Genomic DNA, 14,318 nt, shown 5'->3' with positions numbered 1-14,318 from the left:
GGATCACGTCCGGGATGACTGCGGAGGGCTTGCTCCAGCGCTCGCCTAACGCGCGGCCTGCTCGTCGTGGGCGTGGATGTCCGGGTCGATGCCGCGGGCCAGCAGTGCGGCGGTCTCGATCCGGGTGACCCGCGGCGACAGCGCCACCGCCAGGATCGACAGCACCGCGCACCCCAGCAGGTAGATCGCGATCGGCACCCACGAACCGTCGAACACCCGCAGCATCCAGGTGGCTAGCAGCGGTGCCGTGCCACCGGCCAGCGCCGCACCGATCTGGTAGCCGAGGGTGACGCCGGTGTAGCGCACCCGGGTGGAGAAGATCTCCGAGGTCAGCGTGCCGATGGTCGCCGTCGTCGGCGACCAGGCCAGGCCCAGCCCCAGGATCACCGCTGCGTAGACCGCCCACGGTTGGCGCAGGTCGATCAGCATGAAGAACGGCACCGACATGACCCCGACCAGCGCCGCGCCGTACATGAACACGCGACGGCGTCCGACCGTGTCGGAGAGACGTCCGGCGACCAGGATCACCGCCGTGCTCACTACCGCACCCGCGGTCACCGCGTTCAGCACCGTCACCCGCTGATAGCCGAGGGCGTCCATGGTGGCGTAGCCGACCACGAAGGTGGCGAAGATGTAGAACGGTGCGGTCTCGATGACCTTGGCGCCCACGGCCACCAGCACCGAGCGCCAGTGGTCGCGCAGCGTGTCGGCCAGTGGCAGTTTCGGCGGTTCACCGTGCTCCTGCGCCTTGCGGAAGGCCGGGGTCTCTTCGAGACCGTTCCGGATCCACAGACCCAGCAGCACCAGGACGATGCTGAACAGGAACGGCACGCGCCACGCCCACGCCTCGAAGGTGTTGCCCGGCAGCGCGGTGACGATGGCGAACGCGATGGTGGAGAGCAGCATGCCTACCGTGATCCCGGTCTGCGGCACCGCCCCGAACAGGCCGCGGCGGTTCTTGGGCGCGTACTCGTAGGCGAGCAGCAACGCGCCGCCCCACTCGCCGCCGATGGCCAGGCCCTGGATGATCCGGCACAGCACCAGCAGGGTCGGCGCCAGCATGCCGACCTGTTCGAAGGTGGGCAGCAGGCCGATCGCGACCGTGGCACCGCCCATCAGCGAGATGGTGATGACCAGCGTCTTCTTGCGCCCCACCTTGTCGCCGATGTGGGCGAACACCACGCCGCCGAGGGGCCGGACGAAGAACGTCAAGGAAAGCGTCAGGTAAGAGAGCATCAACGACGTGACCGGATCGCCGGCCGGGAAGAACTGCTTGTCGAAGATGAGGCCGGCGGCGGTTGCATAGAGGAAGAAGTCGAACCACTCGATGGCGCTGCCGCTCAAGCTGCCGAAGAAGACCCGATTCCGCGTCTTCTTGTCGATTGTGTCTGTCGTTGCCGTCATAGGAGCACTCCTGGGATCTCGGAACACGGCCAGGCGGGGTGTGGCAGGAACGTGCCTGATCGACCAGTCGTCCCGACCTGTGCACTACCCGACAAGCACCATCGGCGGACCCGATGTGGCCCGGAGACTACACGCCGCAGGCGGGGCCCGCGAGACACCTGAACCGTCGTAATCCGGTGTTCACGGCGGCGGGGTGCTGCCGACACCGCGCACCCAGGCCCCAGACTTGTCCCCGTGAAAGTCACCACCTGGTCGTTGCAGATGCTCCAGCCCGCCGCGGACGCGCCGCGTCCGTTGCCCGGGGACGTCCGACTGGAGCGCGCCGACGGCATCACCCCCGAGTACGCCCGGTTCCTCTACGGGCTGGTCGGCGGCACCTGGTACTGGCTCGATCGTCTGCGCTGGTCACGCCGGCAATGGGCGGACGAACTGGCTGTCCCCGGCCGCGAGTTCTGGGTGCTCTACGGCGCCGGCGTCCCGATCGGCTACATCCACTTGCACCCGGTGGTCGAGGCGGACGGCACTCACGTCGAGATTCGCTACTTCGGGCTCGCCGAACAGGGTCTCGGACGCGGTCTCGGCGGCCCGCTGCTGGAACACGGCATCGCCGCCGCCTGGTCGATCCCGGAGCGTTCGGGGCTGCCCTCGGTCGTCCGGGTCTGGGTGCACACCTGCACCCTGGACGGCGTGGCAGCGCTCAGCAACTACCAGGCCCGCGGCCTGGAGATCGTCGCCACCGAGGAGACCGACGAGGAGCTGCCCGACGCTCCCCCGGGCCCCTGGGTGGCGACCGGCGGGCCGGCGGACGCCTGATTGCCGTTGGTCGAGCTTGTCGAGACCCGGTTGGTCGAGCCTGTCGAGACCCCGTTGGTCAAGCTTGTCGAGACCCGTTGGTCGAGCTTGTCGAGCCCCGGTTTCGACGAGCTCAACCAGCGATACACCTCACCAGTGAGTGCTGAGGCCAGGCAGGGCCTGCAGCACCGGGTCACTGGTCACCAGCGGAATCCCGTCGGTGATCGACTGCGCAGCAAGGAACCGATCGAACGGGTCCCGATGGTGCCAGGTGAGCGATCCGGCCAGCAGTGCATGCCGGGCGGTGATCGGAAGCTCATCGGCATCGATCTCGCCCAGGCGATCGGACCAGGCTGCAATCAGGGGCTCGGCCACCGGCAGCTTCCCGATCCGGACCTTGGTCGCGATCTCCATCGCCGATGCGGACGAAACCCACAACTGCGTCTCCGGATCGGCAAGTTCGTCGACAAGCCTGGACGGCATCCGCTGCGGATCACCCAGCAGCCAGAGCACGGCGTGGGTGTCGAGCAGATAGCTCACTCCCATGCGGCAAGCTCTTCCTCGGGCAGCGGTTCGAAGAAGCTGTCAGGCACCCGAAATGCCATCCGGCCGAACTGCCGTGGCGGCCGCGGCTCGACCGGCACGAGGCGGGCAACGGGTTTGCCGGCCCGCGCCAGCACGATGTCCTCGCCCTGTTCGACCAGCGCCAGCAGCTCTGAGAGCCGGGTCTTGGCCTCACCCACGTTCACCACAGTCATGACTCAACGGTAAGAACGACCCTGCACTTGGTCAAGCTCCTTGGCTAAGCTCAACTGGGCTGGGTCTTTGAGTCTTCGACGCGGAGATCGTTGATCCTCTCAACACCGGCACGGAGACTTCGGCGGTGGGGCCGACGACGGAGGGGTGGCGGTGACTGAGATCAAACCCGAGACACCGCATGACATCGCCCAGATTCGCGCTCGCCTGCGCGAGGAGGCGCAGCGGCAGGGCACGTGGCACCTCCAACCGACCAACGGGGACGGCTGGGACGCCCAAGCGCAGGCGCGCGGACCCAAGTCGTGTGACACACCAACTGCCGCGAGTGACGGCTGGGCGAGGTGGCTGAGCCAGAAGGGGTGACCGAAACGACTTGTTCGAGCGGCGCGGACGCACGCTCCCCTTCTTGACACGCCCGCAAATCGGCGAGTTGAGTGCCGCAAATCGGCGAGTTGAGTGCCGCAAAACGGCAAGTTCACGGTCGCAAAACGGCGAGTTGCGCGTAGGGTGGCTGCGTGGAGACCCTGCTCGAGCGCCACGTCGCACCGCGCGCAGCTGAGTACTTGCGGCACTTCCCCGGTCTGATCATCGAAGGCGCGCGCCAAGTCGGCAAGAGCACGCTGGCGACGAGGCTCGCCGGGGACGACGCGGTCGTGGTCAACCTCGATGACGAACAGACCCGCCTGGCAGCCGTCGCCGATCAGGTTGGTTTTGTGGCGCAGGGCGGGTCCAGGCTCCTCGTCATCGATGAGATTCAACGCCTGCCCGAACTGACTCTGGCGGTGAAGGCGTCGATCGACAGGGACCGGCGCCCAGGCCGGTTCATCGTCACAGGCTCGTCCAGCCTGCTGCGCGTGCGCGGCACTGCCGACAGTCTGGCCGGTCGCGTGGCTCGACTCACTCTCTACGGGTTGAGCCGAGGAGAGGCTCGGGGCACTGCCGACGACTTCCCCGCAGCGGTGCTCGCCGAGCCTGCCAACCTCGTTTCAACGAGGTCGCAATGGTCTCGAGCCGACTATGCCCAGATGTTGGCCACCGGGGCCTACCCCGAGGTACGGAGTGCGTCCGGCCTGATCCGCGATGCGTGGATGGACGGCTACCTTCAGGGCATCGTCGGACGCGACCTGACGGAGTTGCGCAAGGAGGTGCATCCAGCCCGAGCCGCTGCAGTACTGCGAACCCTCGCTGGACGGCAGTCCGCCGAACTCGTCAAGGCGAAGCTCGCCGAAGAGACGGCGGTGGCACCGCGGACGATCACCGGCTACCTCGACCTCGTTCACGACGTCGGGTTGGTCGCGAGCCTGCCTCCGTGGACGCCGAACCTCACCAAGCGCGAGATCGGTCGCGCCAAGACGTTCGTGATCGATTCGGGGCTTGCAATGTGGCTTGCCCGCGTCTCGCCACAGCAACTCGCCCGCTTCCAGTACAGCGAGGCTTTCGGATCATTCCTCGAGGCCTTCGTGGCAGCCGAGCTGCTGCGCCAACGGACCTGGTCCGCTGAACGCTATGACGTCTGCCACTGGCGCGACCGCGATACCGACGAAGTCGATATCGTGCTGGAGTTCGGCGACGGACAGGTGATCGGCATCGAGGTGAAAGCCGCATCCTCCTTCAACGCGAAGCAGTTCAAAGGACTGCGAAAGCTCCGCGACCACCTCGGTGAGAAGTTCGTCGCCGGTATCGTCCTCAACACGACCGATGCCGGCTATCGCCTTGACGACCGGTTGTACGGGGCACCGGTGTCGACACTGTGGGAACTCGTCCCGTGACCACGGAGAGCCCGAGAACCGGACGCGTCGTAGAGCGCCTCGGCCCAACCCGACCAGTTGGATGGGGTGCAACTCAGCTATCCCATCTACTTCGGGCGGTGGGCCTACGAGAGTCGGGTGCAGATCATGACGCCCGTCGCGTCGTCGATCCTGACCGTCGCCCATCCCTGAAGCTCACCGAGTTCGTTCGTCAAGCCGTCGACTTTGGCCTGGTGGTGGGGCGGCCAGGAAGGCTGCGGCAGCAGATCGTCCACGACATACAGCCCGCCCGGCGCGACGAGCGCCATCGCCTCGTCGCGGTGGCTGAACTTGCCGGGCCACGTGTCGGCGAACACCAGGTCGAACGACTTGCCGGATTCCGTTCGAGAAGCCAACCATTCGCCCCCTTCGGCCACGACGAACTCGACCCTCGGGTCATCGATCTCGTCCTGCGCGATACCCGAAAGAACCGGATCCAGTTCGACTGTGACCAGCGTCGCCGTCGCGGACATGCCTCGAAGCAGATGTACGACACCCAGCCCCACACCCGTGCCCAACTCAAGCATTCGCCCGCCGGGCTTGCTCGCCGCGAGAACGCTCAGCAACTGTCCGACAGCCAGCGTCGACGACTGCGCGAAACCCTTGTCTCGGGCGCGAGCCACCAGCTTTGCGGCGACATCGTCGGTAGAACTCACGCGGCCATTCAAACACGAACGGCTTCATAGCCACCCGGCGCGAGCATGGTCGACTGGGCGCTGATGATCGGGTGTGTCACTCCCCGGCGACCATGATGCGCGGTGGCGGACGGTTCGCGGACGGCATCTGACATGCTGAACCTGGCCTCGGACGCGAGAAGGAGCGGAATGGACTTCCACAATCTGTACGCCCATGGGTTCGCCCGGGTGGCGGCCGTCACGTTGCCGATCGCCATGGTGCAGCCGGAGGTCAACGCGGCCGCGATCCTGGAGCGTGCCCGCGAGCTGGACGCCGAGGGCGTCGCGCTGGCCGTCTTCCCCGAGCTGTGCCTGACCGGCTACTCGATCGAGGATCTGCTGCTTCAGGACGTGGTGCTGGACGCCGCGGACGCCGCGGTGGCGTCCGTCGTGGAGGGGTCCGCGGACCTCGGCACCGTCCTGGTGGTCGGCGCTCCGCTGCGCAGCCTGCACCGGGTCTACAACTGCGCGGTGGTGATCCATCGCGGCACGATCCTGGGCGTGGTGCCGAAGTCGTACCTGCCCACCTACCGGGAGTTCTACGAGCGCCGGCAGATCGCCCCCGGCGACGACGTCACCGGCGAGATCCGGGTGGCCGGCGTGGACGTCCCGTTCGGCCCCGATCTGCTGTTCGCCGCCGACGACGTCCCGCATTTCGTGCTGCACGTGGAGATCTGTGAGGACATGTGGGTGCCGATCCCGCCCAGCGCCGAGGCCGCGCTGGCCGGCGCCACCGTGCTGGCCAACCTGTCCGGCTCCCCGATCACCGTCGCCAAGTCCGTCGAGCGCCATCAGCTGTGCGCCGCCAACTCCTCGCGCTGCCTGGCCGCCTACGTGTACGCCGCCGCCGGCGAGGGCGAGTCGTCCACCGACCTGTCCTGGGACGGCCAGACGATGATCTACGAGAACGGCGCGCTGCTGGCCGAGTCGGAGCGCTTCCCGGACGGTCCGCGGGCCTCGATCGCCGACGTCCACATCGCCCGGCTGCACCAAGAGCGGCTCCGGATGGGCACCTTCGACGACAACCGGCGGGCCCACGCCGACCGGGTGGACGGCTTCCGCTGGATCGGCTTCGAACTCGGCGCCCCGTCCGGCGACCTGGGGTTGAGAAGGGACGTCGCCCGCTTCCCGTTCGTGCCCGCCGACCCCGACCGGCTCGCCCAGGACTGCTACGAGGCGTACAGCATCCAGGTCAGCGGGCTGGAGCAGCGGCTGCGGGCGATCGGCCAGCCGAAGATCGTGATCGGCGTCTCGGGCGGCCTGGACTCGACCCATGCGCTGATCGTGGCGGCCCGGGCGATGGACCGGCTCGGACGTCCCCGCACCGACATCCTGGCGTTCACCATGCCGGGCTTCGCGACGTCCGACCACACCAGGAACAACGCCACCCGGCTCGCCGAATCGCTGGGCGTCACCTTCGCCACCCTCGACATCACCGGCACCGCCCGAACCATGCTGGCCGAGATGGACCACCCGTTCGCCGACGGCGACCCGGTCTACGACATCACTTTCGAGAACGTGCAGGCCGGGTTGCGCACCGACTACCTGTTCCGGCTGGCCAACCAGCGCGGCGGCATCGTGCTCGGCACCGGCGACCTGTCCGAACTGGCGCTGGGCTGGTGTACCTACGGCGTCGGCGACCAGATGAGTCACTACAACGTCAACGGCGGCGTGCCGAAGACGCTGATGCAGCACCTGATCCGCTGGGTGGTCGCGTCCGGCCAGTTCGACGCCGAAGTCGGCGAGGTGCTCGACGCCATCCTGGACACCGAGATCACCCCCGAGCTGGTGCCCACCACGCCGGGCGAGAAGCCGCAGTCGACCGAGGCGTCCATCGGGCCCTACAACCTGCAGGACTTCACCCTCTACCAGGTGCTGCGGCACGGCACGACGCCGTCGACCATCGCGTTCCTGGCCATGCACGCCTGGTCGGACGCCGCCCGCGGCGACTGGCCTGAGGGCTTCCCCGACGACGAGCGAGTGGCCTACGACCTGCCGACGATCAAGAAGTGGCTGGAGGTGTTCCTGCGCCGCTTCTTCGGCTTCGCCCAGTTCAAGCGCTCGGCGATGCCGAACGGTCCCAAGGTGGTGCGCGGCGGTTCGCTGTCGCCGCGCGGGGACTGGCGGATGCCGTCCGACGTCTCGGCGAGCCTGTGGCTGGACGAGCTGCGCCGCAACGTGCCATGAGCCGACCGGACGCCCCTCGCATCGCCGCGCCACAACTCCCGACGCTGATCGGTGCCGGGGCGGGTGCGGACGCCGACGGCGAGCCGTTCGCCGACGCGCTGCTGTCCTGGACGACGGACGAGGCGTCCGCGATCGGGGCCGAGATCGCCGACTCCCGGCTGGTCCGGCTGCCCGCCGAACGACTCACCTCGCGCCGGCTGCGGCTCACCGAGGTGGAGGTCGGCAGCCCGGCCATCGTCGACTGGGACGCGTCCCGGTCGAGCTGGCGCGGCGTCGCCATCGTCGGCGGCAGCATCGGGGTGCTGGACGCGTCCGGCTCGCGCTGGAACAACGTCAGCCTGGCCGGCGTCCGGATCGGCTACCTGAACCTGCGCGAGGCCACTCTGTCGGACGTCCGGCTCACCGGTTGCCGGATCGGCACCCTCGATCTGGCCGGCGCGACCACCACCCGGACGGCCGTCGCCGACTGTCTGGTCGAGGACCTGGACGTCCGCAACCGCAAGGGCGAACACTTCGACCTGCGCGGGGTGGACGTGGTGCGGCTGAACCGCCTGGACGGCGCCGACAGCCTGGTGGGCGCCACCGTCACCGACCAGCAGGCCCGCTGGCTGGGACCGGTCCTGGCCCGCGCCCTGCGGATCACCGTCGAAGAGAGCTGAGCTCCGGCAGCCGGCGTCCGGGGTGGAGGCGCTCAGGGGCGGAGGCGTTCAGGGACGCAGCGGACGTCCGGCCCGGTCCCGCGGATGTCCGGCGAGCAGCACGATGCCGTCGATCAGCGGCCACAGAGCGCCGAACCCGAAGGTGATGAAGGTCACGATGATCTGCAGGATCGCGATGCCCGCATTGCCGAGGTAGAACCGTCCGATACCCAGCCCGCCGAGGAAGATCTGCAGCAGTCCGGCGACGAGTTTGCTCTTGTCCGAGTACGGCAGGCCGGTCATCGGATCGACGCCGAAGGGCGCCAACGGCTGCGGCGCGTACGGGTTGCCCTGGGCCTGGTACGGGCTCAACTGCGCGCCGTACGGGCTCGGCTGCGGCGGATAGCCGCCCTGCGCATAGCCGGGATAGGACGGCGTCGACTGCTGCGGGTACGGCGTGTAGGTCGGCGGCTGCGGGGGCACCGGGCTGCCGCCCGGGTTCTCGTAGGGCGAGGGATTGAACGGCGGCTCGGACATCGTGCTCCTGGGGGGTGGGCGTCTCCGCCCACACTGTACGGACCGGGAGCGGTGATCCGGGTCCCGTTCCGCCAGCCAACCGCAGGTCGATCCGGCGCGGGCCATCCGGTCGTGGAATCCTGAGGCGGTGACCCCGCCGCTGACGATCACCGATGCCGACCGCGAGGCCCGGCTGCGCCGGATGAAGCTGATCGCGCTGTCGCTGCTGGTGCTCGCGGCGGCCGTCTACCTGGCCACCCTGCGGGTAGCCGACCAGGGTGGCTGGGGGTTCGTCAACGCCGGCGCCGAGGCGGCGATGGTGGGTGCGCTGGCCGACTGGTTCGCGGTCACCGCGCTGTTCCGGCATCCGCTCGGGCTGCCGGTGCCGCACACCGCGATCATCCCGAAGCGAAAGGACGACATCGCCCGCAATCTGCAGGCCTTCGTCACCGAGAACTTCCTCACCGAGGAGATCATCCGGGAGCGGGTCGCCGCCACCCGGGTCGGCGTCCGGCTGGGTGACTGGCTGCAGGTCGAGAGCAACGCCGCCCGGGTGATGGCGGAGGGGTCGCGGCTGGCCCGGGTGGCGCTGTCCCGGGTCTCCGACGACGACGTCACCCACCTGGTCACCGACGTGATCGTGCCGAGGCTGCGGGACGAGCCGCTGGCCGGCACGGCCGGCGATCTGCTGGACGCGATCGTCCGCGACGGCGCCCACCACGGGCTGGTCGACCTGGTGGTCGGCGAGGTGCACGACTGGCTGCGCCGGCATCCGGACACCTTCGACGGCATCGTCGGCGAGCGGGCGCCGCGCTGGGCGCCCGGGTTCGTCAATCGCCGGGTGACCCGCTGGACCTACGACCAGGCGATGGAGTGGCTGTGGGCGATCCGGCGCGACCGCGACCACCCGACCCGGGCCGCCCTGGACGATCTGCTGCGCCACGTCGCCGACGACCTGCAGCACAAGCCGGCGGTTGCCGAGCGGGCCGAGAAGCTGAAGCAGCGGCTGCTCGGCCACCCGCAGACCGCCGAAACCGTCGCCCGGGTCTGGAAGGCGGTCCAGGCGTCGCTGGATGCCGCACTGGCCGCGGATACGTCCGGGCTGAAGAGCCGGGCGGTGCGTGCCGTGCAGCGCCTCGGCGGCTCGCTGCTGCGCGACGACGCCCTGCGCACCCGGCTGGAGGAACGCCTCGAGGACGCCGCCGCCTACATCGTCCGCACCTACGGCGGCGAACTCTCCACGGTGATCAGCCACACCATCGAACGCTGGGACGGCGAGCAGGCCGCCCGCCGCATCGAGCTGCACATCGGACGCGACCTGCAGTTCATCCGGATCAACGGCACCGTGGTGGGCTGCCTGGCCGGGATGGCGATCCACGCGGTCAGCCTGCTGGTGCGCTGACCTACCCTGCCCCCTAGGCCCTGCCTAATCAGTTCTGCCCTCCCGTCGACGGGAGGGCAGAACTGATTAGGGAGGGCCTAGTGCTGGTGGCAGAGGTCGGGTCCGCTCAGGCAGCGGATAAGGACGGGCTTAGATCAGGACCGACTCGCGTTCCGCGCCTGCCGCCGACTCGTCGACCGAGGCGGCGGAGTAGTCGGTGTCCTTGGTCTCCCGGGTGAGGAGCAGCGCGATCAGGGTCAGCACGCCGGCCAGCGCCAGGTACACCCCGACCGGCCAGACGCTGCCGCCGGCCCAACTCCACAGCGCGACCGCGATGATCGGCGCCAGCGCGGCGCCGAGGATGCTCGACACGTTGTAGGCGACCGCCGAGCCGGTGTAGCGCACGTTGGTCGGGAACAGCTCGGGCAGCAGCGCGCCCATCGGACCGAAGGTGACCCCCATCAGCAGGAACCCGAAGATCAGGAACGACTGGGTCATCGCCCCGCCGAACGCCAGGTCGGCGCGCGGCTGCAGCCACAGCGCGAAGCTGAGCCCGAAGACGATGATCGCGACCGTGGTCCAGATCAGCAGGGTGCGGCGTCCGATCGCGTCGGCGACCGGGCCGGAGAGCAGCGTGAACAGTCCGAAGAACACCACGCCGATGATCTGCATCAGCACGAAGTCGGTGTAGCTGAAACCGAGACCGCCCGGGCTGCCGGGAGCCGGATTAACCTTCGCGGTGCCGTAGGTCAGGGTGAAGCTGGTCATCAGGTAGAACAGCACATAGGTGGCCAGCATGATGAAGGTGCCCAGCACCACCTCGCGCCAGTGGAACCGGAAGGTGGTGCCGAGCGGCACCTTGCGGATCGCGCCGCGCTTCTCGGCGGCCACGAACGCCTCCGACTCGACCAGCTTGAGCCGCACCCACAGGCCGACGATCACCATCACGGCGGAGAACAGGAACGGCACCCGCCAGCCCCAGGACAGGAAGGCTTCCGACTTCAGCAGCGGGTCGCCGGGGTGCGGCAGGGCGAAGTTGATGATCAGGAACAGCCCGTTGGCGATGATGAAGCCGAGCGGGGCGCCCAGCTGCGGGAAGGTCCCGTACCAGGCCCGTTTGCCGGCCGGGGCGTTCTCGGTGGCCACCAGGGCCGCGCCGGACCATTCGCCGCCGATGGCGAAGCCCTGGGTGAGGCGCAGGACGAGCAGCAGGATGGGGGCCAGCAGACCGACCGACGAGTAGGTGGGCAGCAGCCCGATCAGGAAGGTCGCGATGCCCATCACCAGCAGGCTGAGGACCAGGGTGGTCTTGCGTCCGCGCTTGTCACCGAGGTGTCCGAAGACGATCGCGCCGATCGGGCGGGCCACCATGGCGGCGCCGAAGACGCCGAACGAGGCGATCAGGGCGGTGGTGGCGTTGCCGGTCGGGAAGAACAGTTGCGGGAACACCAGCACGGCAGCCGTAGCGTACACGTAGAAGTCGTAGAACTCGATCGTGGTGCCGATCAGGCTGGCTGTGATCACCCGCGCGGGCGTGTTGAGCGAGGCCGAGGACGGCGTCGTCGCAGTCATGAGAATTGTCTCCTTTCAACCAGACCCTACGACCGCGTCCGGCGTCGCCGTCCGGCGTCCCATCGGAATCCGGCGGGCTCCTCGACAGGGCCGGTCGTGCTATCGACCGATCGCGGACGCCGCCCCGGCCGGCGGGAATGCCACGCCACGACCGGAGATGTCCGCGCCACGACCGGAGATGTCCGCGCGAGGACCGGGGTCGCTGCGCCACGACATTGCCCTGTTTCAGCGTCTTTCACCGGGTTCAAACCAGGTGAAAGACACCGAAACAGGGCAATGTGTCGGGACGGGCGCCCCGGACAGCGGGCCGTCGGAGAACCGCAGACCCAGGGGCGGAGCTCAGTGCCGGCGACGGCGTCCGTGGTCGCGCTCGCCGCCGTCGGCCGGAGCCTGGGTGTCGACCGGGGTGTCGTGGCGGTGGTAGCCGCGTCCGTGGCAGGTCTCGCAGGTCACCGTGAAGGCTTCGGCGAGGCCGGTGCCGATCTTCTTCCGCGTCATCTGCACCAGGCCCAGCGAGGTGACCTCGGCGACCTGATGACGGGTGCGGTCGCGACCCAGGCATTCCACCAGCCGGCGCAGCAGCAGCTCGCGGTTGGCCGGCAGCACCATGTCGATGAAGTCGATCACGATGATGCCGCCGATGTCGCGCAGCCGCAGCTGCCGGACGATCTCTTCGGCCGCCTCCAGGTTGTTGGAGGTGACGGTGGCTTCGAGGTTGCCCGAGTTGCCGGTGAATTTGCCGGTGTTGACGTCGATCACGGTCATCGCCTCGGTGCGGTCGATGATCAGCGAACCGCCGGAGGGCAGGAACACCTTGCGCTCCAGCGCCTTGGCGATCTGCTCGTCGATCCGGTTCGCCTGGAACAGGTCGCCGGATTCCTCGCGGTTCCAGTGCACCAGCCGCTCCTTGAGGTGCGGCGCGACGTGGCTGACGTAGGCGTCCACGGTGTCCCAGGCGTCCTCGCCCTTGCCGTTGCCGTCGACGATCAGCTGGCCGAAGTCCTCGGTGAACAGGTCGCGGACGATCCGGACGGTCAGGTCGGGCTCGGCGTACAGCATGGTCGGCGATTTGCCGGCCTTCACCTTCTTCTCGATGACCTCCCACTGCGCCTTCAGCCGGTTGACGTCGCGGACCAGCTCGTCCTCGGACGCCCCCTCGGCGGCGGTCCGGACGATCACCGAGGCGGTCTCGCCGACCAGTTCCTCCAGGATGCCCTTGAGCCGGCTGCGCTCCCCCTCCGGGAGCTTGCGAGAGATGCCGGAGAGCTGACCGCCCGGCGAGTAGACCACGTAGCGGCCCGGGATCGACACGTGCGCGGTGAGCCGAGCGCCCTTGGCGCCGACCGGGTCCTTGCTGACCTGCACCAGCACGCTCTGGCCCGACTTGAAGACCTTCTCCATCTTGCGGTCGCCGCCGGTGACGCCGAAGGCGTCCCAGTCCACCTCGCCGGCGTAGAGCACCGCGTTGCGACCACGTCCGATGTCGATGAAGGCGGCCTCCATCGACGGCAGCACGTTCTGCACCTTGCCCAGGTAGACGTTGCCGATCATCGAGGTGGCGGACGCCCGGTCGACGTAGTGCTCGACCAGGATGCCGTCCTCGATCACCGCGATCTGGGTGTAGTCGTCGGCCTGCCGGATCAGCATCTTGCGGTCCACCGACTCCCGACGGGCCAGGAACTCGGCCTCGGACAGGATCGGCGAGCGCCGCCGCCCGGCCGCCCGGCCCTCCCTGCGGCGCTGCCGCTTGGCCTCCATCCGGGTCGATCCGTCGATGCCGGTGACCTCGTCGCTGGCCTTGGAACGGCGCGGCTCGCGGACCCGGACCACCACGTCCGACGGGTCGTCGTCGGAGCCGGTGGTGTCCTCGCCGCGACGGCGGCGACGCCGCCGGCGCCGGCTGGACGACGAGCTCTCGGAACCTTCGGACGCCGCCTCGGCATCGCCCTCGCCGTCGGTGTCGGAGGACTCGGTGGCGGCATCCGGATCCGAGTCCGTGTCGCCGTTGTCGTCGCCGTCCTCGTCGGTGATCTCCACCGCTCCGCCGCGACGACGGCGGCGTCCGCCCCGGCGCCGGCGACGGCGGCGGGGACCATCCCCTTCGGCGTCATCGGCGCCGTCGGTGGACTCGTCGGTGTCGTCGCTCGCGGCCTCGGTACCGGCCTCGTCGGTGTCGACGGACGCCTCCGGCTCGCCGGACGCGGGAGCCTCGGAGGTCACGGCCTCGTCGGTTTCGACGTCATCGCCCAGCGTGCCGCCGATCATCGCGGCCAACTGGTCGAGCGCTTCGGCGGCCTCGGTCTCGGCGACCTTGGCGCGCTTGCGCTTGCGGGTCTCGGTGCGGGACAACTCGACCAGGCTCTCGGCCACCGGGTCCAGTTCGCTCTGCTCGGACTCGGCCGGCTCGGTCTCCGGCTTCGGTTCGGGTGCCCGGCGCCGGCGGCGTCCGCGCGGTTCCGCCTGCCGCGGGACGAGGTCGTCCAGCGTCGGCAACTCGTCCAGGCTGAGCGGTTCCTGCTGCTCGGACGCCGGCTCGGCGGCCGCGTCCGGGGTCTCGCCGGCAGGCTCGGCGGGCGCCTTGCGGGCCCGACGGCGGCGGGCCGGGGCCTTC

At 69.2% G+C, this 14,318-nt stretch carries 12 protein-coding genes; 5 read left to right on the top strand and 7 right to left on the bottom strand.

What is annotated here, in order from left to right; translation table 11 throughout:
* Positions 1–45: 45 nt before the first annotated feature.
* Positions 46–1,404: an MFS transporter gene (locus tag QM582_RS09870; RefSeq protein WP_415083977.1), complete on the bottom strand. Its 1,359-nt coding sequence runs from the start codon at positions 1,402–1,404 to the stop codon at positions 46–48.
* 234 nt (positions 1,405–1,638) lie between these two features.
* Between QM582_RS09870 and QM582_RS09865 the strand changes: the two genes are divergently transcribed.
* Positions 1,639–2,217, top strand: a complete 579-nt coding sequence (locus QM582_RS09865; protein WP_415083976.1) for a GNAT family N-acetyltransferase — start codon at positions 1,639–1,641, stop codon at positions 2,215–2,217.
* Positions 2,218–2,346: 129 nt separating this feature from the next.
* On the opposite strand, the gene QM582_RS09860 is transcribed toward QM582_RS09865, so the two are convergent.
* Entirely contained in the window at positions 2,347–2,742 is a 396-nt protein-coding gene (locus tag QM582_RS09860; protein WP_415083975.1) for a type II toxin-antitoxin system VapC family toxin, read from the bottom strand.
* Positions 2,733–2,954: a type II toxin-antitoxin system Phd/YefM family antitoxin gene (locus tag QM582_RS09855; RefSeq protein ID WP_415083974.1), complete on the bottom strand. Its 222-nt coding sequence runs from the start codon at positions 2,952–2,954 to the stop codon at positions 2,733–2,735. The genes QM582_RS09860 and QM582_RS09855 overlap by 10 nt, the downstream gene beginning before the upstream one ends.
* 513 nt (positions 2,955–3,467) lie before the next feature.
* On the opposite strand from QM582_RS09855, the gene QM582_RS09850 reads away from it, so the two are divergent.
* Entirely contained in the window at positions 3,468–4,721 is a 1,254-nt protein-coding gene (locus QM582_RS09850) for an ATP-binding protein (RefSeq protein ID WP_415083973.1), read from the top strand.
* A gap of 104 nt (positions 4,722–4,825) precedes the next feature.
* On the opposite strand, the gene QM582_RS09845 is transcribed toward QM582_RS09850, so the two are convergent.
* On the bottom strand, positions 4,826–5,395 hold the full coding sequence (locus QM582_RS09845) for an O-methyltransferase (RefSeq protein ID WP_415083971.1): 570 nt from the start codon (positions 5,393–5,395) through the stop codon (positions 4,826–4,828).
* 168 nt (positions 5,396–5,563) lie between these two features.
* Between QM582_RS09845 and QM582_RS09840 the strand changes: the two genes are divergently transcribed.
* The gene (locus QM582_RS09840) at positions 5,564–7,600 is read left to right on the top strand and encodes an NAD(+) synthase (RefSeq protein WP_415083970.1); all 2,037 of its coding nucleotides are present in this window, start codon (positions 5,564–5,566) and stop codon (positions 7,598–7,600) included.
* On the top strand, positions 7,597–8,259 hold the full coding sequence (locus QM582_RS09835) for a hypothetical protein (RefSeq protein ID WP_415083968.1): 663 nt from the start codon (positions 7,597–7,599) through the stop codon (positions 8,257–8,259). Before QM582_RS09840 ends, QM582_RS09835 begins: the two co-directional genes overlap by 4 nt.
* A gap of 48 nt (positions 8,260–8,307) precedes the next feature.
* On the opposite strand, the gene QM582_RS09830 is transcribed toward QM582_RS09835, so the two are convergent.
* The gene (locus tag QM582_RS09830) at positions 8,308–8,775 is read right to left on the bottom strand and encodes a TM2 domain-containing protein (protein WP_415083966.1); all 468 of its coding nucleotides are present in this window, start codon (positions 8,773–8,775) and stop codon (positions 8,308–8,310) included.
* 127 nt (positions 8,776–8,902) lie between these two features.
* On the opposite strand from QM582_RS09830, the gene QM582_RS09825 reads away from it, so the two are divergent.
* Positions 8,903–10,156, top strand: a complete 1,254-nt coding sequence (locus QM582_RS09825) for a DUF445 domain-containing protein (protein WP_415083965.1) — start codon at positions 8,903–8,905, stop codon at positions 10,154–10,156.
* Positions 10,157–10,285: 129 nt separating this feature from the next.
* Here QM582_RS09825 and QM582_RS09820 read toward each other — a convergent pair whose 3' ends face one another.
* Together QM582_RS09820 and QM582_RS09815 are read right to left on the bottom strand one after the other, a co-directional pair.
* The gene (locus tag QM582_RS09820; protein ID WP_415083963.1) at positions 10,286–11,707 is read right to left on the bottom strand and encodes an MFS transporter; all 1,422 of its coding nucleotides are present in this window, start codon (positions 11,705–11,707) and stop codon (positions 10,286–10,288) included.
* Between the two features lie 339 nt (positions 11,708–12,046).
* Positions 12,047–14,318, bottom strand: a 2,272-nt coding sequence (locus QM582_RS09815; protein WP_415083961.1) for an Rne/Rng family ribonuclease, incomplete at its 5' end; no start/stop codon positions are given.

Origin of the sequence: Micropruina sp. (assembly GCF_047607385.1) — a bacterium.
Lineage (GTDB): Bacteria > Actinomycetota > Actinomycetes > Propionibacteriales > Propionibacteriaceae > Micropruina.
This window is presented reverse-complemented; position numbering and strand designations above follow the sequence as displayed.